The organism is Trichococcus pasteurii, assembly GCF_900112935.1.
GTDB lineage: Bacteria > Bacillota > Bacilli > Lactobacillales > Aerococcaceae > Trichococcus > Trichococcus pasteurii.
This window is the reverse complement of record NZ_FONM01000014.1, coordinates 59,938-79,273: the sequence shown is the minus strand read 5'-3', so window position 1 is coordinate 79,273 and position 19,336 is coordinate 59,938. Positions and strand designations below refer to the sequence as shown.

Annotated in this window: 27 protein-coding genes, 1 tRNA gene and 1 other RNA gene; 12 read left to right on the top strand and 17 right to left on the bottom strand. The window is 43.1% G+C overall.

Translation table 11 applies throughout. The annotated features are described in order from the left end of the window. Positions 1–4: 4 nt before the first annotated feature. The 4 genes from BM184_RS11555 (at position 5) to BM184_RS11540 (ending at position 3,796) form a co-directional block, all read left to right on the top strand. A tRNA-Pro gene (locus tag BM184_RS11555) sits at positions 5–78 on the top strand. Between the two features lie 305 nt (positions 79–383). Next, on the top strand, positions 384–845 hold the full coding sequence (locus BM184_RS11550) for a CtsR family transcriptional regulator (RefSeq protein WP_086943003.1): 462 nt from the start codon (positions 384–386) through the stop codon (positions 843–845). A 28-nt stretch (positions 846–873) separates the two neighbouring features. Further along, entirely contained in the window at positions 874–3,360 is a 2,487-nt protein-coding gene (locus BM184_RS11545; protein WP_086943004.1) for an ATP-dependent Clp protease ATP-binding subunit, read from the top strand. A gap of 100 nt (positions 3,361–3,460) precedes the next feature. After that, positions 3,461–3,796 carry a hypothetical protein gene (locus tag BM184_RS11540; RefSeq protein WP_086943005.1) on the top strand — a complete coding sequence of 112 codons (336 nt, stop codon included), beginning with the start codon at positions 3,461–3,463 and terminating at the stop codon, positions 3,794–3,796. A 51-nt stretch (positions 3,797–3,847) separates the two neighbouring features. Here BM184_RS11540 and BM184_RS11535 read toward each other — a convergent pair whose 3' ends face one another. Next, the gene (locus BM184_RS11535; protein WP_086943006.1) at positions 3,848–4,747 is read right to left on the bottom strand and encodes a helix-turn-helix domain-containing protein; all 900 of its coding nucleotides are present in this window, start codon (positions 4,745–4,747) and stop codon (positions 3,848–3,850) included. Between the two features lie 205 nt (positions 4,748–4,952). Here BM184_RS11535 and BM184_RS11530 point away from each other — a divergent pair, with 205 nt between their 5' ends. From BM184_RS11530 to BM184_RS11515, 4 genes are all read left to right on the top strand, one after another. Next, positions 4,953–6,161: an MFS transporter gene (locus tag BM184_RS11530; protein ID WP_086630028.1), complete on the top strand. Its 1,209-nt coding sequence runs from the start codon at positions 4,953–4,955 to the stop codon at positions 6,159–6,161. A 21-nt stretch (positions 6,162–6,182) separates the two neighbouring features. Further along, the gene (gene tadA / locus BM184_RS11525) at positions 6,183–6,698 is read left to right on the top strand and encodes a tRNA adenosine(34) deaminase TadA (protein ID WP_086943007.1); all 516 of its coding nucleotides are present in this window, start codon (positions 6,183–6,185) and stop codon (positions 6,696–6,698) included. A 41-nt stretch (positions 6,699–6,739) separates the two neighbouring features. Then, an RNA gene (ffs, locus tag BM184_RS11520) (signal recognition particle sRNA small type) lies at positions 6,740–6,826 on the top strand. Positions 6,827–6,945: 119 nt separating this feature from the next. Continuing rightward, on the top strand, positions 6,946–7,242 hold the full coding sequence (locus BM184_RS11515; protein ID WP_086943008.1) for a DUF1905 domain-containing protein: 297 nt from the start codon (positions 6,946–6,948) through the stop codon (positions 7,240–7,242). A gap of 4 nt (positions 7,243–7,246) precedes the next feature. Here the strand turns inward: BM184_RS11515 and BM184_RS15305 are convergent, their stop codons facing one another. From BM184_RS15305 to BM184_RS11455, 10 genes are all read right to left on the bottom strand, one after another. Further along, complete coding sequence (locus BM184_RS15305) at positions 7,247–7,408, bottom strand: hypothetical protein (protein WP_177208642.1); 162 nt, start codon at positions 7,406–7,408, stop codon at positions 7,247–7,249. Between the two features lie 130 nt (positions 7,409–7,538). Next, positions 7,539–7,910 (bottom strand): general stress protein, encoded by a 372-nt coding sequence (locus BM184_RS11510; protein ID WP_086943009.1) that lies wholly within the window; start codon positions 7,908–7,910, stop codon positions 7,539–7,541. Between the two features lie 64 nt (positions 7,911–7,974). After that, complete coding sequence (locus BM184_RS11505) at positions 7,975–8,319, bottom strand: general stress protein (RefSeq protein ID WP_086943010.1); 345 nt, start codon at positions 8,317–8,319, stop codon at positions 7,975–7,977. A 108-nt stretch (positions 8,320–8,427) separates the two neighbouring features. After that, the gene (locus tag BM184_RS11500; RefSeq protein ID WP_086943011.1) at positions 8,428–8,850 is read right to left on the bottom strand and encodes a hypothetical protein; all 423 of its coding nucleotides are present in this window, start codon (positions 8,848–8,850) and stop codon (positions 8,428–8,430) included. Next, positions 8,819–10,204, bottom strand: coding sequence for a Y-family DNA polymerase (locus BM184_RS11495; RefSeq protein ID WP_086943012.1), 1,386 nt, complete (start codon positions 10,202–10,204; stop codon positions 8,819–8,821). The genes BM184_RS11500 and BM184_RS11495 overlap by 32 nt, the downstream gene beginning before the upstream one ends. A gap of 418 nt (positions 10,205–10,622) precedes the next feature. Next, positions 10,623–10,919 (bottom strand): hypothetical protein, encoded by a 297-nt coding sequence (locus BM184_RS11485; protein WP_086943014.1) that lies wholly within the window; start codon positions 10,917–10,919, stop codon positions 10,623–10,625. A gap of 726 nt (positions 10,920–11,645) precedes the next feature. Beyond that, positions 11,646–11,858: a hypothetical protein gene (locus BM184_RS11470; RefSeq protein WP_086943017.1), complete on the bottom strand. Its 213-nt coding sequence runs from the start codon at positions 11,856–11,858 to the stop codon at positions 11,646–11,648. Positions 11,859–11,921: 63 nt separating this feature from the next. Continuing rightward, on the bottom strand, positions 11,922–12,170 hold the full coding sequence (locus tag BM184_RS11465) for a hypothetical protein (RefSeq protein WP_086943018.1): 249 nt from the start codon (positions 12,168–12,170) through the stop codon (positions 11,922–11,924). A gap of 27 nt (positions 12,171–12,197) precedes the next feature. After that, entirely contained in the window at positions 12,198–12,467 is a 270-nt protein-coding gene (locus tag BM184_RS11460) for a helix-turn-helix domain-containing protein (RefSeq protein WP_086943019.1), read from the bottom strand. Positions 12,468–12,849: 382 nt separating this feature from the next. After that, entirely contained in the window at positions 12,850–13,101 is a 252-nt protein-coding gene (locus BM184_RS11455; RefSeq protein ID WP_086943020.1) for a hypothetical protein, read from the bottom strand. Between the two features lie 265 nt (positions 13,102–13,366). Here BM184_RS11455 and BM184_RS11450 point away from each other — a divergent pair, with 265 nt between their 5' ends. Further along, positions 13,367–13,882: a helix-turn-helix domain-containing protein gene (locus tag BM184_RS11450; RefSeq protein ID WP_086943021.1), complete on the top strand. Its 516-nt coding sequence runs from the start codon at positions 13,367–13,369 to the stop codon at positions 13,880–13,882. On the opposite strand, the gene BM184_RS11445 is transcribed toward BM184_RS11450, so the two are convergent. The 5 genes from BM184_RS11445 to BM184_RS11425 form a co-directional block, all read right to left on the bottom strand. Continuing rightward, positions 13,883–14,347 (bottom strand): DUF5626 family protein, encoded by a 465-nt coding sequence (locus BM184_RS11445; RefSeq protein ID WP_086943022.1) that lies wholly within the window; start codon positions 14,345–14,347, stop codon positions 13,883–13,885. Between the two features lie 191 nt (positions 14,348–14,538). Beyond that, the gene (locus BM184_RS11440) at positions 14,539–15,012 is read right to left on the bottom strand and encodes a hypothetical protein (protein WP_086943023.1); all 474 of its coding nucleotides are present in this window, start codon (positions 15,010–15,012) and stop codon (positions 14,539–14,541) included. A 464-nt stretch (positions 15,013–15,476) separates the two neighbouring features. Then, the gene (locus BM184_RS15300) at positions 15,477–15,623 is read right to left on the bottom strand and encodes a hypothetical protein (RefSeq protein ID WP_177208641.1); all 147 of its coding nucleotides are present in this window, start codon (positions 15,621–15,623) and stop codon (positions 15,477–15,479) included. 419 nt (positions 15,624–16,042) lie between these two features. Further along, positions 16,043–16,573, bottom strand: a complete 531-nt coding sequence (locus BM184_RS11430; RefSeq protein ID WP_245830704.1) for a hypothetical protein — start codon at positions 16,571–16,573, stop codon at positions 16,043–16,045. 88 nt (positions 16,574–16,661) lie between these two features. Beyond that, complete coding sequence (locus BM184_RS11425; protein ID WP_086943025.1) at positions 16,662–17,183, bottom strand: helix-turn-helix domain-containing protein; 522 nt, start codon at positions 17,181–17,183, stop codon at positions 16,662–16,664. Between the two features lie 294 nt (positions 17,184–17,477). Here BM184_RS11425 and BM184_RS11420 point away from each other — a divergent pair, with 294 nt between their 5' ends. Next, a complete protein-coding gene (locus tag BM184_RS11420; protein ID WP_143091138.1) occupies positions 17,478–17,945 on the top strand; it encodes a hypothetical protein in 468 nt (155 codons plus the stop codon). 99 nt (positions 17,946–18,044) lie between these two features. On the opposite strand, the gene BM184_RS11415 is transcribed toward BM184_RS11420, so the two are convergent. After that, the gene (locus tag BM184_RS11415) at positions 18,045–18,326 is read right to left on the bottom strand and encodes a hypothetical protein (protein ID WP_086943027.1); all 282 of its coding nucleotides are present in this window, start codon (positions 18,324–18,326) and stop codon (positions 18,045–18,047) included. 338 nt (positions 18,327–18,664) lie between these two features. Here BM184_RS11415 and BM184_RS11410 point away from each other — a divergent pair, with 338 nt between their 5' ends. Both BM184_RS11410 and BM184_RS11405 read left to right on the top strand, forming a co-directional pair. Further along, positions 18,665–18,994 carry an arsenic metallochaperone ArsD family protein gene (locus BM184_RS11410; protein WP_086943028.1) on the top strand — a complete coding sequence of 110 codons (330 nt, stop codon included), beginning with the start codon at positions 18,665–18,667 and terminating at the stop codon, positions 18,992–18,994. 93 nt (positions 18,995–19,087) lie between these two features. After that, positions 19,088–19,306 (top strand): hypothetical protein, encoded by a 219-nt coding sequence (locus BM184_RS11405; RefSeq protein ID WP_086943029.1) that lies wholly within the window; start codon positions 19,088–19,090, stop codon positions 19,304–19,306. Positions 19,307–19,336: the final 30 nt, after the last annotated feature.

The following is a 19,336-nucleotide window of genomic DNA, read 5'->3' as shown; positions in this document are numbered from 1 at the left end:
TCACCGGGAAGTAGCTCAGCTTGGTAGAGCACTTGGTTTGGGACCAAGGGGTCGCAGGTTCGAATCCTGTCTTCCCGATAAATAAAAATAGACGCAGAAATCATTCCGATGATTTCTGCGTCTATTTTGTTTCTCAGGATATATTGCCGTTTTTTCCCTTTAAGTATATAATGAGGAACATTCCAAATAATCCTGTTGGAAATGTTTGGGGAATACGCTGTTGTAGAGGGAGTAGCGGGCAGTCTGGATGGGTTATCAGCTTTCTTGACTACTTTACTGAAAACACCCTCGGATAGCCCTTTCTGTTTGACAGTTATGTAGGAATAGCATAATATAAACATATAATAGTCAAAATTAGTCAGGGGAAGGGAGGCGTCCATTCCATGCATGGTCAGAACATGTCAGATATCATCGAAGCGTATATCAAAAAGATTCTGAATGCAGAAGAGCAGATTGAAATCAGAAGGAATGAAATGGCAGATCGTTTCAATTGTGTACCTTCACAGATCAACTATGTCATCAACACCCGTTTTACGGAGCAGCAAGGCTACTCGGTCGAAAGCAAACGCGGCGGGGGTGGTTATATACGCATCATGAAAGTGAAGATCCTCGATCAAGCGGAATTGCTGGATAAGCTGATCGCTATTGTAGGCGAAAGCATCACCCAGAAAGATGCGTTTGCGGTAACCCAAAATCTATACAGTCGCGGTATCATCACAAAACGCGAAGGAAACCTGATGTTGTCGGTATTGGATAAGTCACTTGCCCCATACACAGGCGAATATGAAGAAAGAATACGAGCCTTGCTGTTGAGGAATTTCTTGAACAGCTTACGCTTTGAATAGATGAAAGCCCGTAGAGGAGGCGTTAAAAATGGATGAATTATTTACAGATAAAGCCAGCCAAGTATTGTTGTTGGCAACAGAAGAAGCGCACAAATTTAAGCATCAATCCATCGGAACGGAGCACATGCTTCTCGGACTAGTCCGAGAACAAGAAGGCATTGCCGGAAAAGTGTTGCGTGGTTACGATATTGATGAGGAAGGAGTCCGCGAAGAGATTGTTCATCTGACCGGTTTCGGTCAAATGAATACGGAAGACTTCAACGCGCCGTTGCCATTTTCTCCTCGGGCAAAAAAAGTCATTATGTATGCGACAAACGAAGCGCACAAATTGGGGGTTCCCTTGGTAGGGACCGAACACCTTCTGTTGGGCTTATTGAAAGAAGAAATTCTGGCAGTCAAAATCATCAAAAATCTGCAGATCGATCCGAATTTGCTGCGCAAGTCTCTTTATGAGAAACTGGGCATCAAACAACCGGCCAAACCGGATATGCGTTCATCCAAAAAGACGGATAAAGTGGAAGAAGGAACACCGACTTTGGATTCCTTGGCCCGCAATCTGACTGACTTGGCGCGTGAAAACCGGATGGATCCGATTGTCGGACGCGACAAGGAAGTCCGACGCATCATGCAGATCGTTTCCCGCAGAACGAAAAACAATCCAGTATTGGTGGGAGAACCTGGTGTCGGCAAGACCGCCATCGTGGAAGGTTTGGCACAGAAAATCGTAGCCGGTGATGTTCCGGATACGTTAGCGAACAAACGCATCATGATGTTGGATATGGGGTCGCTGGTGGCCGGTACGAAATACCGCGGTGAATTCGAGGAAAGAATGAAGAAGATCATCGACGAAATCTACAATGACGGCAATGTCATCCTCTTCATCGATGAATTGCACACCTTGATCGGTGCAGGCGGAGCGGAAGGGGCAATCGATGCCTCCAATATCCTGAAACCGGCATTGGCAAGGGGCGAACTGCAGACGATCGGTGCCACCACTCTTGATGAGTACCAAAAATATATCGAAAAAGATGCGGCGTTGGAAAGACGTTTTGCGCCTATCCATATCGATGAGCCCACACCGGAGGAATCGGTTGAGATCATGCGTGGCTTGCGTTCCCGTTACGAGGAGCACCATGGCGTGGAAATCACTGATGAGGCGCTGAAGGCAGCTGTCCAGTTATCCGTGCGCTACATCACTTCCAGAAGATTGCCTGACAAAGCCATCGATCTGATCGATGAATCCGCGGCGAAAGTCCGCTTGGATGTCACACACGGGGATACGCCGATCGGGAAAATCGAGATGGAAATCGCGAAGTTGTCGCAAGACAAAGAAGAAGCGATCCTGAATCAGGACTTCGACAAAGCTGCCCGCATCCGCAAACGCGAAATGACGAAGAAGCAGAAATTCCAAAAAATGGTGGAACAACAAGCCCAAACGATCACGCACTACGATTTGAAAGTAACCGAAAACGATGTAGCCGAAGTAGTGGCTTTGTGGACCGGGATTCCGGTCAACCAGATGGAGCAGAAGGAAAGCGACCGTCTTATGAGGCTGGAAAAAGTGTTGCATGAACGCGTCATCGGTCAGTCCGAGGCGGTCAGTGCAGTGGCCCGCGCTATCAGACGCGCACGTTCCGGTTTGAAGGATCCGAATCGTCCGATCGGTTCGTTCCTGTTCCTGGGTCCTACCGGGGTCGGTAAGACAGAGCTTGCGAAAACGTTGGCTGAAGCAATGTTCGGGACAGAAGACTCCTTGGTTCGTTTGGATATGTCCGAATACATGGAAAAATACAGCACAAGCCGTCTGATCGGTTCCCCTCCTGGCTATGTCGGCTATGATGAAGGCGGTCAGTTGACTGAGAAAATCAGACAAAAACCGTACTCGGTCATTCTTCTCGATGAGGTTGAAAAAGCCCATCCGGATGTCTTCAATATCCTGCTGCAAGTGCTGGATGACGGTCATCTGACCGATTCCAAAGGACGGAAGGTCGATTTCCGCAACACGATCTTGATCATGACCTCCAACTTGGGTGCAACAGCTTTGCGTGATGAGAAATCGGTCGGATTCGCGGCGAAGAACCTCAAGCATGATTATAAAGCGATGGAGAAACGCATCCGTGAAGAGCTCAAGAACAGTTTCCGTCCGGAGTTCCTGAATCGTATCGACGAAACGATCGTCTTCCACTCATTGGAGAAAGACGAGTTGCATGAAATCGTCAAATTGATGGCGAACAGCATCGTGAAACGCCTGAAGGATCTCGATATCCATGTGCGCATCACGCCTGCAGCCATCGATGTCATCGCAAAAGCCGGTTTCGATCCTGAATATGGTGCACGTCCGATCAGACGCGCAATCCAAAAAGAGATCGAAGACAAGTTGAGTGAAGAAATGCTGAGCGGCTTGATCAAATTCGGCGACACCGTTACGATCGGCGCCCAAAAAGGGACGATCCGGATTGCGGTGAAGCCCGCTAAGCCAGAAAACAAAGACAAAAAAATTCCGGTAAATTCCTAAAAGCGGCGTGTCCTCATTTGCTGGATAGGGTTATTGTTCGGCTATCGCTACCGTTTGTGCTAAAATACAGGTACAGAAGTTAGAGGAGGGAACAAACAAGATGAAGAATTCCAAAAAGGCATTGTTGATCGGTTTGGGTGCTACAGCAGCGATTGCGGCGATTGCAGCAGCCTTGGCATACGAGGAAGAAGCAGTGGACAAGATCGGCTCCTACTTGAACCGTCAGCGCATGAAGAATTTCGTGAAGGACCATCTGAAAGGCAGCCAAAAGCTTTTACGGGCAATCGAGGATTTGACGGATGATGAAATCGACGGCTTCCTGCGCGTCGTGGACAGAGCGGGCGATTGGAAAGAATCGGCATTGGACCTGTTCTCTGATTTAAAGGACAAAGCCGGCGATGTGAAAGACAACGTAGGCGACAAGTTTCATAGATAAGAATTGAATAAGACTGCAGGAATAGGGTATAGCCCCATTTCTGCAGTCTTTTTAGTTGGTATGAGGAGCTGTTACTGCAGCGATAGCGAGGTAAGCCAAGGCCAGGTCGTCCATGCTCTTCAAGGCCAAGCCGGTCGCATCAAAAAAGCGATCGATCCGGTACTGAAGGGTGTTGCGGTGCAGATAAAGGTCGGCTGCCGCTTTCGACAGGTTTCCTTGGTTCTGCCACATGGCTGTGATCAGTTCGTGTGTGCCGTCGATGGAACCGATCGTTGCCTGCAAGGCTTGCAGCACCGGATTTTGGGTTCCTGCTTCCGAAATGAAATAAGGAAGCGCGATGGCGGCAAGCGTTATGATCTTGCTGCCTTTGGCGAGCGTTCGGCTGGCCGCGAATATTTTCCTTTCCTCCTCGAAAAGGAGCGGCAGGCGGGCGTCGACAGGCCAGCGTTGGCCCAGATACAAGTCGGTCCGCAAGCTGAAGTCGTCATCCAGAATATCAAGCACCGCCGCCAATTCCTCATCGATGCAGTAGGGTTCCGGGCTGTCGAGAATGAAGACACCGCTTTTGCCGTTCAAAAAGAAGCATTCGCGGACAAGCGGCAATGTCTGGCTGAAGGCATCGATCCACAGTGTCTGATCGAAAGACCCGGCGTCCTCTTCCCGGTACGAGAGTCTGAATTGGAGCAGCTGGGTCTGCGCCAGTCCGATCGGAATTTCGGTCGTCTGGCCTAACAGAAACTGGGCCCAAGGATTCTTCGGGATGTCGGATGTCGTCGGGGCCTCATTGAGCAGCAACTGCTTCAAAAGAGCTTTTTCGCGTCCGCTCAGCGTGTGTTCAGGTATATGCAGCCATTTGTTCTGGAAAGGCAGCGTGAAGTAAGCGGGCCCGAGACTGGCCGCGGTCGTTATCTTGGCTTCAGGGAATAATTGTTGGAGTTCGTTCTGATTCAAACTGTCACCTCATTTATGGGCTGGTTGTTTTGGCTTTGAAAGGCTTTTCATTCATTTTATCATTATTATCATTAATTTGCTAAAAAAATATGAAAATATGCTATGATTAAGCAAGGATTGATTTTCAACATAGACATAATGCCTGATTATCTTTTTTACGCTAAAATAGCAATGGCTTCATATAGACAGGGAGGAAATATAAAGGATGTTCAGTTTGCTTTTGGCAATCATTTATTTTGCGTTTATCAGTTTGGGTCTGCCGGATGCGTTGTTGGGTTCTGCTTGGCCGACGATGTACCGTGAATTCAGCGTGCCGGTTTCTTATGCAGGAGGCATTGCGATGATTATCGCGGCAGGAACCATAGTTTCAAGTTTACAAAGTGATCGCCTTACCCGCAGGTTCGGGACAGGGAAAGTGACCGCAATCAGTGTGGCCTTGACGGCAACTGCTTTATTCGGTTTTTCAATGAGTCATTCCTTTTGGATGCTTTGTTTGTGGGCCATCCCGTACGGACTCGGTGCAGGTGGAGTGGACGCGTCATTGAACAATTACGTCGCTTTGCATTATTCCAGCAGGCATATGAGCTGGCTGCACTGCATGTGGGGAGTCGGAGCCTCGCTGGGGCCGTACGTGTTGACATACGCTTTGAACGGTGGAAATCGTTGGAATATGGGCTACAATTATATCGCGTTTATTCAAGTCGCTTTGACAGCCATGCTCTTATTCAGCTTGCCGCACTGGGAAAAGAAGCGTGCTCCTCTTTCGCAAGGAGAAAACAGGGAACAGGGATTGAATGGGAAGGCTCTTTCTTTGCAGCAGATCATCAGAATTCCTGGAGCGAAGGAGATCATGATCACATTCTTCTGCTACTGTGCGTTAGAGCAGACGGCAGCACTTTGGGCAAGTAGCTACCTTGTCCTGCACAGAGGCTTGTCCGCAGAAACGGCTGCTGGTTTTGCGAGTCTGTTCTTTATCGGGATTACTGTCGGGCGGGCCATCAGTGGTTTTCTGACCATGCGGTTCAATGATGCCTCCATGATCCGTTTGGGGCAAGTTTTGATAGTGGCAGGTGTATTGGCCTTGATGCTGCCATTCGGTGAAATGACTGCGCTTCTGGGGCTTATGTTGGTTGGTCTGGGTTGTGCGCCTATTTATCCGTGCATCATCCATTCCACACCTGATTTATTCGGTGCGGATCGATCTCAAGCGATCATTGGTGTGCAGATGGCAGCGGCTTATGTGGGGATTTTGGTGATGCCGCCCGTATTCGGTTTGATTGCTGACCATATCACTGTTTCGCTATTCCCCATTTATCTCGGCGTTATCTTATTTGTTATGATCATGATGCACGAGGCCTTACTTAAGAAAAAACAAGCAAGCGAAGTTTTGCTTAACGTGATTGAAGAACCATAATAAGGGACGAGGTTGTGGAAGATGGATGAGTTGAAGGAAGAGTATATGCGGGAAGCCATCAAGGAGGCGGAAAAAGCTGCGGCCATAGGGGAAGTGCCGATCGGAGCGGTGATCGTCTGGAAGGGTGAAATCATCGGGCGCGGGCACAATGAACGCGAAGTGACGAATGATGCGACGACGCATGCGGAAATGACTGCGATCCGGCAGGCCAATGCGTTCAAACAAAATTGGCGGCTTGAGGAAGCGGAGCTCTATGTGACGCTGGAGCCATGCCCGATGTGCTGTGGTGCCATCCTGTTGTCACGAATCAAGAAAGTCTATTACGGCGCATCCGACCTGAAAGGCGGGACGGCGGGCACTTTGATGAACCTGCTTCAGGATGAACGCTTCAACCATCAGAGCGAGGTGGAACGCGGTGTACTGGAGGAAGAATGCCGGACGCTGCTGCAGGATTTTTTCCGGGCGCTGCGCAAAGAACGCAAGGAAAACAGCCGCAAGCATCTCCGCGAACATATGCAGGAAGAAAATAAAGGCTAGCTTTTTCTTTTTGGCTATGGTATGATAAGAAATGCCGAAAGGCCTTATGGCAATGGCGATCTTATGAATTGAGTCAGATCCGGAAGGAAGCAGCTATAAGTAGGTATCGCCATGTGCTGTAAGTTAATATAACTTATACAAAGAAGCAGGAAAAACCGTCCAACGGTTCTCCTGCTTCTTTTTTTTATCGAATCATTTCAAAATTTCATTCAATCTTCGTCGCTCATAATGGAAGGGGAAAAAGACTTTGGAAGAGAAAATAGTGGACAACAAAGAACTTGAACTGAAATACGAATCAGGTAAAGGCGCCTGGACGTATCATCTTGAGATTCCGGATACGCAAAGGATCTCAGCTCCTTGGGGCAGCATCAAAGTCAGAGGAACCATCGATGGGTGTGACTTTGGGGTGATGAATCTGATGCCGCTACGGGATAAAAATGCGATCATGTCCGTCAATGCCAAAATCCGCAAATCAATCGGCAAGGGTGGCGGGGATGCGGTAGTGGTGACGATGTGGCTGTTGGATGCCGAGGAGCATATGTAGGTTGTCATTTCCTTTTGCGGTAATTTTTGATCAGAGAGCGTATTGCCGGAAAGGCTATAGCGGCAATGACCATAGAAATCGCGAGGTCATCCGTCAGCAAGGTAAAGGCCAGCATGATTAAAGAAGCTGTGAAAAGGGTATAGACATTCACTTTTTCTGTATCCATTTGTTTCCTCCTACATCCAGATTTTTGTTGGGAAATACTGTTTATTGTTTTAGTTCAATTTTATCATGGAATACCAAAAGATCCAGATACTTAAAAAAGTAGCCTGGATCTTTTTATTATATGGTAGTTTTTAACGCTCCCTTACGATGATCAAAACATTCCCTTCCTCCAATTCGGAGAAGTATCCTTGCATCTTGCGTTCCTGTTCTTCTTCCTGTTCCGGTGTCAGCTGCGGATAAGGATGCTGAGGGGAGGGTTCGTAAAGGGCCTCCTCATCGAAGGACGGATAAAGCGGGGCGAGTTCCTTCCAGTCGAAGTTCTCATCCTGTCCGGTTTCGGTGATGACTTCAATGCCGGTTTCTTTTGTCAGCCGCTCTTTTTTGTCCGAAGCGTTGGTGACCAACAGGAGATCGGTTTGCTTGTGCCCTTTTTCGAGAAGTGTTTTTACGGCTGCCTCCACAGCTTCGACGGTTGCGTACGAACCTGCCACAAATTTTGGCATATCACATCAGTCCTTTCATTTTCTATGGGTTACAGAGCTGTTTGATGAGTCGATCAGGAAACCGTTACTCGTCCGCTTCTTTTGTGATGATGACGATGCTGCCGCTCTCGATGGCGGCGATGCGGTCGGCAAGAAAGTCCATGCCTCCGGGAAAAGTCCCGGTCTTTTCCTGGAAATGTTCGTATTGCTTCAGGTTGAACAGATTGTTGACCTTTTCCAGCAACGAATGGCTGGAAAAAATCGCGCCGTCCGCACCACGAAGGTCCCAATTCTCCAAGATGGCTTCCTGGTAGGCATTGTTCGTCACCAATGTGATCTGCTCTTTCGTATAGCCTTTTTTGTGCAGTTCCTCTACAGCACGTTTGCATTCCTCAATGGAATGGACGCTGGTCTGGATGATGTAAGTCATGACGATGTCCCCCTTCTCAAGAGAAAAGAAAGCGTTCTCTTTCTTCTTGAGTATAAGCCTTCTGTTCAAAAAAGACAACAATCGTCCTGTGAGTAAGGTTCTGTATAATCAGTCCGGATTTTGTCTGAATACCGCCACTTGGGACCATTTTTCTTCGTGCAAAATATGCACATTGCGGATGAGTTCGAGCGGAACCCATGCTTCGCCGATCAGGATTTCATCCTCTCCGCAATAGCCTTTGAAAAAGCCTTCAATGGATTCGGTTTGCCGCCCGAAGCGATCCTTTTGGTTCAATTGGACCGAGACACGACGATTTTTCTTCAAGGCTTCCGCCAAGGTTTCGTCGATTTCGGCAGGATTCAGCTGTGGCAGGACCGGGATGTCCTTCATGGCTTCCGCTTTTCCTGCAGAGATGGATTTCACAAGTTCATCCATCGCGTAGGCGGTCACCCATTTGATCATGCCGCGGTCATGGTAGTCGTTGTAGTCCTCAAACACCTTATCCGTCCTTTTTCTTGGTTCTTTCAGCATTTTCCTCACCTTCCTCCAATCCGGCCATGCCGCCCGCGTGTCCGCCCACCAAGGAGCTGCGCGCGATCGCACGGCCGCCTTCCAACAGGCTGACTGCCCGCACGAGTGAGCGGAAGCCGTATTTTTTGCGGATCGAATCGACGATCAGATCCTTCTTTTGCTCGTTCACTTGTTCATCAGGATCCTGAAACAGGTCCAGCTGCAGAAAATCCGTGTAGATCAGATTTCCGGCGCCCACACCGACATTCCGGATCGACTGGTCTTTGTAATGTTGGTCAAAAATCATCAGGATATGGGCAACCAGCTCACTGGATGCGTTGGTGGGCGGGATTTTCAGCTGCTGATGGAAGCCGGTCCGGCCCAGCTGATCGATGTAGTTGATGCTGTAGCCGATGCTCAGACTCACCAACTGGGTCTTGGCTCCGGATTTACGCAGGCGCGTCGCCACCTGGTCGGCCATTTCGATCAAGACGATTTCGATTTCCGATCGAACCACGTAATCCTTGTTGAGTACCTGGGAATTGCCGATGGATTTCGAGCTGACTTTGACTTTTTCCCCCAGAAAGCTGCGGTCGATGCCCCAACTGTGCGCATTAAGCTGCGCGCCCATGACGCCGAGCTGGCTCTTCAAGTAATAGTAATTGGTGTGTGCCAAGTCGTAGATCGAAAAGATGCCCAACCGGTTGAGCCGCAGCTTGGTACGTTTGCCGATGCCCCAAAAATCGGTCATGTCCGGGATTTTCCAGACAGTTTCGGGGATATCCGGATAGCGCCATTCCGCGATCATATCCGGCTGATGCTTGGCGGCATTATCGAGCGCCAGTTTGGCCAAGAGCGGGTTATCGCCGATGCCGATCGTGGTGTAGATGCCGGTCGTCTGCAATACGTCCGCCTGGATGAGTTTGGCCATTTCGTAAGCCGATTTTTTCCCGAAAAGTTTCTGGGCTCCCGTGATATCGACAAAACTCTCATCAACCGAATAGACGTGGTGGTTGGCTTCGTCCGCGTACTTCTTGTAGATGTTGTTGATTTCGGTATTTTTCTGCATATACAACCGCATCTGCGGCGCTGCAATCACCAGTCCCGGCGGATAAGGGAAGGGCAAGTCCCTGGCCCGACTGATGTTCGATATCCCGTACGCCTTTTTGGCGGCCGGGGAGGAAGCCAAGATCAATCCGCTGCCGCGCTCTTTCGGATCAGCTGAGGGATAGCTCATGACAACCAACTTTGTTTCGAGCGGATGCAGCCCGCGCCGCACGCATTCCACGCTCGCATAGAAGGACTTGCAGTCGATGCAAAGAATGTCGCGACTGGGCTCCTTCGCATAATCAAAAATCAATTCCGTTTCGTACATAAAAATCGTCTCCAATCTCTATATCTTCATTATACGAACGTGTGTTTGGTTTTGTAAAGCGAACAGGGAAAAATATTTTTGGGAAATGATAAAAGAAATATGAAAAAAACAGGGAAGCTCCCCAAAAAGGAAGTTTCCCTGTTATATATGTTAAAAATGCTGAACCATGATCTGCACAATCCAACTCATGCATATAAGTGCAAAAACGCTTATACCACAAAACATACTGATCCGGTTATTTTGTTTGATTGCTCCCAATGTCATAGCTGCGCTACTGAATATCAGAAGTAGATGGACGCCATTTGAGAAAGGCAGTGCTTGGCGAGGTATTACCACGAAATACAGAAGGAAGAGGAGGAATACTGCCGTATACATAAACAAGTAGATTTTTTTCATGGTCTCTCCTTTATCCACTGAATCAGAGCGTTTGAATATAAAGCATAAACAAATTCAACACATACGAAACATAAGCAAGACTGAACAGCGACATAAAAACAGTATCAATTATCTTTGCTGAGAGTGTCTTGCTGGAGTCCACCCTGTGATCATCAAGATTACTATTTAAAACTAGAGCGGGGATGAGCAGGTACAGGATACTATCAAAGTTAAATTCTTTGGGCAGGAAGGAAAAATCATCCGAAAAAAAACTGAGGATGATAGAACTAAGAAAAAGAATGATAAAGAAAACCTTTAATGAGAAATTTGTATTTTTCATTTGTACCCTCCGTCAGTCTTGTAAGTGTTATGAAGAAATCATCTAAAATATTCCGATAATTAAATAAAGCGCAAGAAGCAGGATTACCGCATAATCGAGTATTTTTTGTGAATAATTTCCGGAGTTGTTTTTTAATGTCCGTATCAAAAAGAATAAAATTATTGTAGCAACCCAAATGTATCCCCCTCTAGATGTATAAGAAGGATATGATTCGGATGAAAGAAAATATTGCACGAAGCCTAACGTCATAAAGAGAATAAACATCAGCTTTGAGAAATTTACGAATTTAATTTGCATGAATGGATCACCTTTCTATCTAAAATCAGACTTCGTATTTTTGCAAACCATCGTCTCTGAGCGCTAGAAATATTCTTTATTTTGATATTGAGAATGCCTGTCATAGTTATCCTCACTTTACTTTTCTTTTTTAGACGAGGTTGCTATAGAAACGACTTTAAGGAAAACAATCAGCAGGAAACCACCCAGGAAAAAGGCTGTATAAAACTTAGTTTCGCCATACTCAAAAATGAGTTGGGAAGAAAATAATGCAGCTACAATGCAGTAAATGAATATGACAAGAAGGTACTTATTCTTTTTGAGATAGTCTATGGCACCATGACTCCGTTGTTTTCGGGGGAATTGCATAATCTGATTTCCTCTCAAAAAAAATTTAAATAAGGCGTTACATTTCAAAAATACCAAGTGGCAATTGAGTTGATTACTGATTTATTCATCGCTATCGAATGAATGCAGCAATGTCACAAGGCCTTCGCTTATTCCCCAAACTGCGATTAAAGAAAAAATGCACTTCATGATGTAAATGGACAGATAGAAACCCTCAGAATAGTTCTCTTCGCCCATTGTATGAATCATTAGGATCGGCAACAAACCAATCACAATACTTTTTACTGTGGTAATGATAAAAATTGCAATTCTCACGGGATGTCCTCCTATTACCAAATAAGGAACAAGCGAAATTTTTTATTGTTTCCGCTTTCCTTACTAATCTATTTTATGTTTTTCATCTTCTGCAACGTAGTCAGATTTTTCTTTTGGTTTAAGATTATTTCGTTCACGTCTAACTCTTAACAACGCAAGCAACGTTAAAAATGATGCTGTATAGAATCCAGAACCAATGAAATCCCCATTAATAATATATTCTGCAGTAATTCCTATTAGACTTGCTATAGACAAACTTATTAGGACATTGAGATACGGATGGTTCTGACAAAATTGCTTATAAGAATTCATGATGTTTAAACCTCTATCTCTCTATTTTTAAGAAGTTATTAGCAAAACGTCTATAAAATTAATCTTCACTAGAAATTTCTTCCTCTTTATCACTTCCTTCTCTCCTTTCAACAAAGTATCGAGGGACATATCATAAAATTTGCTGAGTAAAATGATGGTGCTGAGGTCAGGGATATTTTTCCCGTTTTCCCAATTGGAAACAGCTTGTCTGCTGACGAATAAATGATCGGCTATTTGTTGTTGGGTGAATTTACCATCAATCCGCAGCTGCTTCAATTTTTCATTCAAATTATTCATATCACAATGTGCTCCTCGTATTCAGTGTAGTAGAAAAAAAGAAATAGTATAGCAAGCGGTCCTTGCATCCATGGAAAAACAAGATATTTGTTACAATAGTATCACAAAAAATATATAAATAATAATATGTTTATATGATGAGCTTGCTTCTGGTCCATGAGTCCATTTTTCCGGACTAAACCGTCAGCTATGCAAAAAAGAGCAAAAGTCTGTCATTTTATCATAGACTTTTCGCTCTTTTTCGCCGTTTGAGTCATAGGGCTCTCAACAGAATTTTTCCTTTAATAATAGCTAATCAGAATACTGATAAGTCTTAGTCTATCTATTCCTTCAAATGCCTGTACAGTATTTTCATCCAGAAAATCAGAAGGGAGCTCAAAAGTCAGGAAGTAAAAAATAGAATAGTAGAGTGAATCAGTGCCAGTCCTAGTATGATGGCTGCGGCAAAAGACAGGAGAGTCCATCCCCGATTTTTACCTTTCTTACTTTCTTCAATACCGATTGTGATTACTAGCAAACCCGCACAGAACATACTGAGATTCTGGTAGGCAAAATTCTTAGTGAGTAAACTATAAGCGCCTAAAAGGAAAACTGTAATGGAGAGGATAGCTTTTATAATCTTTATATTCTTCATAGGACCTCTTACTTTCTTTTTCTAGTTATTATACGAAAAATGTACTTTCCGTATAATAACGTGATTTATAGATATTTTTTATCTATGTCTTTACTTTAGGCTAAATGGGAGGAATTTAAAAGCAACTAGCGGCTTACAGCTTCGCACTTTTCAGGTGCATGCGCCAATAGCAACTGCGGGTTGCTCACTTGTGCCTAATCGATTTCTGGTAAAAAGAGGCAATGTACCTTATCATGAAGGAAAAGGGTTTAAAGGAGCGTATGGAATGTTACTAGGAGAAAAATTGAAGGAAACACGGCAGAATAAGGGGCTTTCCCAAAGTACAGTAGCTGAACATCTGAATATTAGCCGCCAGTCCATATCCAAATGGGAAAATAATAGCAGCTACCCTGATTTGGATAACCTGGTCCGCTTAAGTGAGTATTATGAAATCTCGATAGATGACCTCTTGAAGGAAAATCAAGGATTAAAAACAAAGATAGCCGAGAATAATTTTAAAATTAAGGATTCCCAACAGAAGCTCGACCATATCCGGTCTGGTTACGAGCGGGACGAGGGATTGGCTTTATTAATTATTTCTCTCATTGGCTGTTTAGTCACACCTTTAGGAATCCTGATTGCGCCGATTGTGCTAAAAAGAAACAAAGCAACAAACACTTTCCATAGAGGAGTGATCATGGCTTCTGTAGTTTGCTTTTTAGTTAGTCTTTGGGGAGGTTATGCTCTCCTCAGCACCATTTTTCATTGGGGAGCACCTCCCACAGTAGAATATATGGGTTAGCTAATATGTAACGCTTAAGAAACCACTCCTGATTGTGGCTCGCAAATAATGATTATAATTCAATATGCCCATTTTCCAACCCAGGTAATAAGTAGCTTGCTTGTTGCTGTCTAAACCTAGGTAGGTAGACGAGAAAGATCCCGTTATTGCAATAGCGTTAGGAGAATACGCTCGTGAGATAGTTTCGTTAGTCACACTAATATAATAGCTGGCTTCCCATAAGCCAGTTTTTTTCCCCGAAATTCTATAACTTCCGTTGTTCAGTGAAAATAGGGAAATACCAGGGATTTCTTCTACCACTATATGCATAGTGCGGCCTTCGGGATCGGAAGTTATAAACTCTTGGGTTCCTCCTTTCTTTAAATCATAATATACGGTGTCTGCCACTTCACTTGCTTGCACCTCGCCTGTTTTAAATAAACTGAAAGAAAAAAGTAAACCGAAAACTAATAAAATCTTTTTCAAAAAAGAAACCTCCCATATTAAATTATTTACCTGAAAAATTGGCTTGTAAAATGACAAGACAAAATTTGTACTCCGTCAACTATACAAAAAGGTGAAAGGGCTGTGATAAAAAAGACTTTTCACTCTTTTTTCGCTTTTCAATACTAGGGTTTATTAATAGTTTTTTCTTTGAATAATAGCTCGTCAATATACTAATAAGTTTTATACTCCACACTTCCACCGAAAGAATAGTAGTTATCCTTTTCTGTATTTTCTATGTAGCCATCCGCTTGGACAAAAGCAATTAGTCTGTCCATTTCCTCAAATTCCTTTATAGCATTTTCATCAAGAAAACCAGAAGGGATCTCAAAATTTACCGTCACTGTTTCTCCTGAAGGAACAGGTATTCTTTGTTCTGTAGGAAGCAGATAAAAAGGATTTGGAGAAACTTCATCCCCTTCATTGTGAATGGAGAGAAAAAAATTTGCATTTACGAAATCCTGGTCCGAAGAATTTTCAATCGTAATTGCGAAAAATGATTGGGAAGAGCTGTTTAGATTATAATCTGACGCTGAAATAACGAGGGCGTTCATCGCTTCTTCAGCAGGGTTCGCAACTGGTTCACTCGCTCCTGCACAACCATACATCAGCAAAAGCCCAAGTATAATAAGTGTAATTTTTTTCATATCATGACACCTCAATTTCTAATTGACACCATAGTTCCTCTGGATAGTCACCAAAAAGTTAAGTAAAAGTAGCCTGGGTAACTTTTACTTAACAATTAAGAAGTAGAGAAAGCTCAATACAAAATAACACAATATGCCTAATAGCAATAAACCCAAATATTTTTTCACCATACTCCACCGATCCTTCCTACAGCAGAATGTCCTTTAGGATATATCACAACTCCAGCTGCGACATATCCTACAAAATCTCCCGCTACGAACACAGATTTACTAGTACCAACGGATCTATTTTTCATTATATCTGGCTCTTCTTTATTCGTATTGGTAGCGTAAATCACATTTTTTTTGCGTTGCTTTTGCTAAGCAACCGCTGTTTGCATCACCATACTTTAGCATTGCACATTTATAATTTAGCTTTTTCTTCAAAAAACAAGCATAGTGTTCAAAATAATAATTTTGTAGATTCATTTATTTAAGTTTTCAATTTTTTCTTCCAAGTCATTTATTTTTTTTTCTAATTTTTTGATATCATTCCTTACAACTGATAATGCACCTAGATAAATAGCCACGAATGGTAGAAAGGCTAAAAGAAAATTTTTTACCGCGTCCATTGTTATCACCTTCTAACTTTTTATTATTTCTTCCACAATTTATATAGGCTGGGATAAGTAAAAATACTAAGTTCTAGATTTTACAAATTCTATAAAGGAGTACAAGAAGTGTATTAAAAAATGCGTAGCTTACAATTTTTGTTATAGAAAAGCGAAACCCATGAGTATCCCAAAAAGAACACCTAAGACAAGTATGAATAATTTTACTTGCTTTTCAATTTTAATTGATCGTGCAATCAATATGAATGTTAAAGTGAAAAATGTATAGGATACGTAAACACCAGTTGGTGTATTAAGAAAAATTCGATCTATTTCAAGCATAAACCGGCTTAGGAAAAAGTAAAACGTTGTAAAAACCAGTAGAGCTAAGTTCTTTCCTTTTATATATTTTAAAAAGTTGGTCATCAGTCTGCCTCCTCTTATTGCATGTACGCACCTGAGATTCCATAGTTTCTAATGGAAACGACATATCCGTTTTGAGTGTTTGAGCTGACTAAATCAGCAACGAGTGCTACTGCAGCATAAGCAAGTCCCCATCCAATGCCAGGAGCCATTACCCCGATAAGGGTTGCTGCAGCACCAATTGCCCAATAGTAATTTCTTATGAAAGAAGCACTTAAATAAATATCCCAAGAACCACTCCCTCTAGAGACAATTTTGGTCACGCCCTCTCTAAATAAAGAGATTCCGCCTTGTGACCCATCTTCAGGAATTCCAACACCTTGAAATTCTAGTAGTTTTAAAAGTTGGCTGTCAGTAATTATAACTTCATCATCAGTGAAATAAACGCCTAACTCTATTGCGTACTCTAGCAAAGCATCTTTATTAATTTCTGCAGCGTTCATCTCGATCGGACTAGATTCAGCAGCAGAAGCAACAAAAGCTGGAGAAACACTACTAAATAATAATACGCCACACAACACAGGAACGATATTGTTTTTAAATTTCATAACGATACCTCTTTTCTAATTTTTTATATCTCAGTTAACTGTTCGTGAACCCCTATTTTATAATAGGAAGTAACGCAATCTCCATTCCCTATTGATTTCCTATGTACTCCACGCTGGAGGGTCCGCCCCAGTGGAATAGATTGCCTAAGTGCGCATACAAACCGAATAAGTTGACCAAGAGACTGATCACTCCCGCAACAAACACCAGTTTATAGAAGGTGTTTGTTGCTTTGTTTCTTTTCAGGATAATTGGAGTGATAAACAAACCTAAGGGAGCAATCAAACAACTGAGAAGATTAAGCATCAGCAGGACTAATCCTTCATCCCGCTCACCATTCGCCTGGATATAGGCCAACTTCTTTTGGGAGTCTTTAATCTTCTCGTTGTTTTCTTCTATTTTTTTTTTTAATCCCTGATTCTCTTTCAAAAGGTCATCAACAGTGACTTCGTAATATTCACTCAATCGCACGAGATTGTCCAAGTCCGGATAACTGCTGTTGTTTTCCCATTTGGAAATGGACTGACGGCTGATATTCAGATGTTCAGCGACTGTGCTTTGCGATACGCCTTTCTTTTGGCGGGTTTCTTTCAATCGTTCTCCTAATAACATTATTTTGCACCCCTTTCGATTGCTTTCCTTCATGATAGCGTAGATAGCCTTCTTTTTCTAGAAACGAATGATTGCACATCCGCACTTATTGGTTGCGGATGGCGCAGAACCTGATAAAGTGCGGCCATGTAAACCACTGGTTGCTAGTCTATTCATCAGTTTTGGCGTAAGTTGAATGTATCCACATCAAAACTTGAAAGGAGGCGAGGAGGCGAAATGATGATCTATATTCTGTGTGCTGTTTTTGTTCTTGTGTTCTTCCTGCCTACTCTATTTTTTCAAAGAAAATCCAAAATGACCAAAATAGCAGGGCGACTCAAAGTAGCAACGCTCGGAAAAACGAACAACATTCAAAGTGCGTTCTTCTACTATGAATCCATCAGATCACAAGAGTTGATAAACGATTCGCTGTTTCAGAGCACCTTAAAAGATACCGCTGCGTTATTCATCTATCCCTCTCAGTTCCGCATTGTGGCTCAAAAGGAGTACCGGGAACCTTTGAAAAAAATCGCCCGAAAAATACCGGTAGTCGTGATTGGAGCGGAGCGGCTTCATTCCGACCCATTCGGTCAAGAAATCCTGCCGGGCTCGGAACTGCATGAGACCATCCAAGCTTTTTTCTGCTTTTCTAATGGCGACGATTGTTTCTTTAGAACAACTGAGTCCACTTATCAGGACCAAAAAGAACTCTATCAAGCGATTCGCCTTATGCATACGATGGATTGCTATGCTGATTGGGAAAAAAGTTTCTATGAATACTGAATGTTTCGGTCGGCTATGTAGTCGAGCAGGAAAAGAAGCAGTAAATTACTTTAGCGTATTTTTTTCTGCTCATAGATTGCTGATATATTATTCAGTTATTTACGCTTTACTAAAAGTATACGTTCGGCCTTCAAAAGAGATGTAATTTAAATTTTCCTTTGCAATAGAACGGTCACCTATCTTAAATGGTTCATTTGACGCATCTTCTAATCGTTGTTCGATTGAATACATAGCTTCTATTATGTCCGATTTTGGAAGGTGAAATTCAATTGTTGATTGGTCATAATACTTTACTTCAACTGGCCACAGATAATCTTCGGTAAGGTCGTTATACTCGGGGAAGTCGTAGAACGGTTGCATTAATTGTTTTTTATAATCCATATTGTTATGTCAGCTCCTATTTTTTATTTGGTATGTGAATAGCTTAGCATAATACCTAATATTTAGCTTAAAAAGCACTCTGTATTTCCAGGACGCCTAACTACGATTAAATAAAGATCAACAAATTACTTATATTTTGAGGGCTGACATATTATGAAATTCTCGCAAAAAAAATGGATTAGCGGTATCATAGATATGTTGAAGATAATCGGTAGTGCTTCTATAGTCAATTATTGCGTTATAACTGATTTATTTTCTTCTCGATGCTTGGATAACATCATCTGAAAATAAACGACGGATACTATTCGTGTTGGCAGAGTTGCATTGGGAGGTTCATTATGGATATTGAATATTATGTGTTTGACAAAATGAACGTACAGTCTGAAAAAGTGGAAGTAGCTATTGAAATAATGCGTTCGCTAAGCATGTACAAAGATTTATTTAAAGATCCCAATAATTATTTTCTGTATTCTTTAATACATTCGCAAAAAGAATTTAAAGAAAATCAAGATGTTTGGAATTTAATAGAGACGCATGGAATGGATATCTTGCCTATTGTTTGTATAGACAAGAAAATATACAAAACAAAAGATGTTTTAAGTGTGGACGAAATGGGAGCGCTGACGAATAGTGCCATTTCTTATCAAATAGAGGATACAAGTTCTTGAAAAAATGCCGCATCCACCACGACTAAATATAAAAACGCTCTATTATAAAAGGCAAAGTATCATGTAAGCATTCAGAATCCCGGGAGGCGACTAATGAAGAAAATATTGTTAACTGTCATAAGCATAGCTCTGCTGGCCGCGTGCTCAAGTAATGAGAAACTGGAAGTTTTTTCATTTGATGCTCGTACCAAAGATGTTGCGCTGGAAAATTTTATTTTGGTTTCAAACGGGACCGAAACTTATGTGCAACCCACTTTTCAACTTTACCGAAAGAGCGTCGTAAAGCCCCTTGCTTTAGCTATGGGGATATAAGACGTGCACTTAGGTGTATTATGTGGGAAT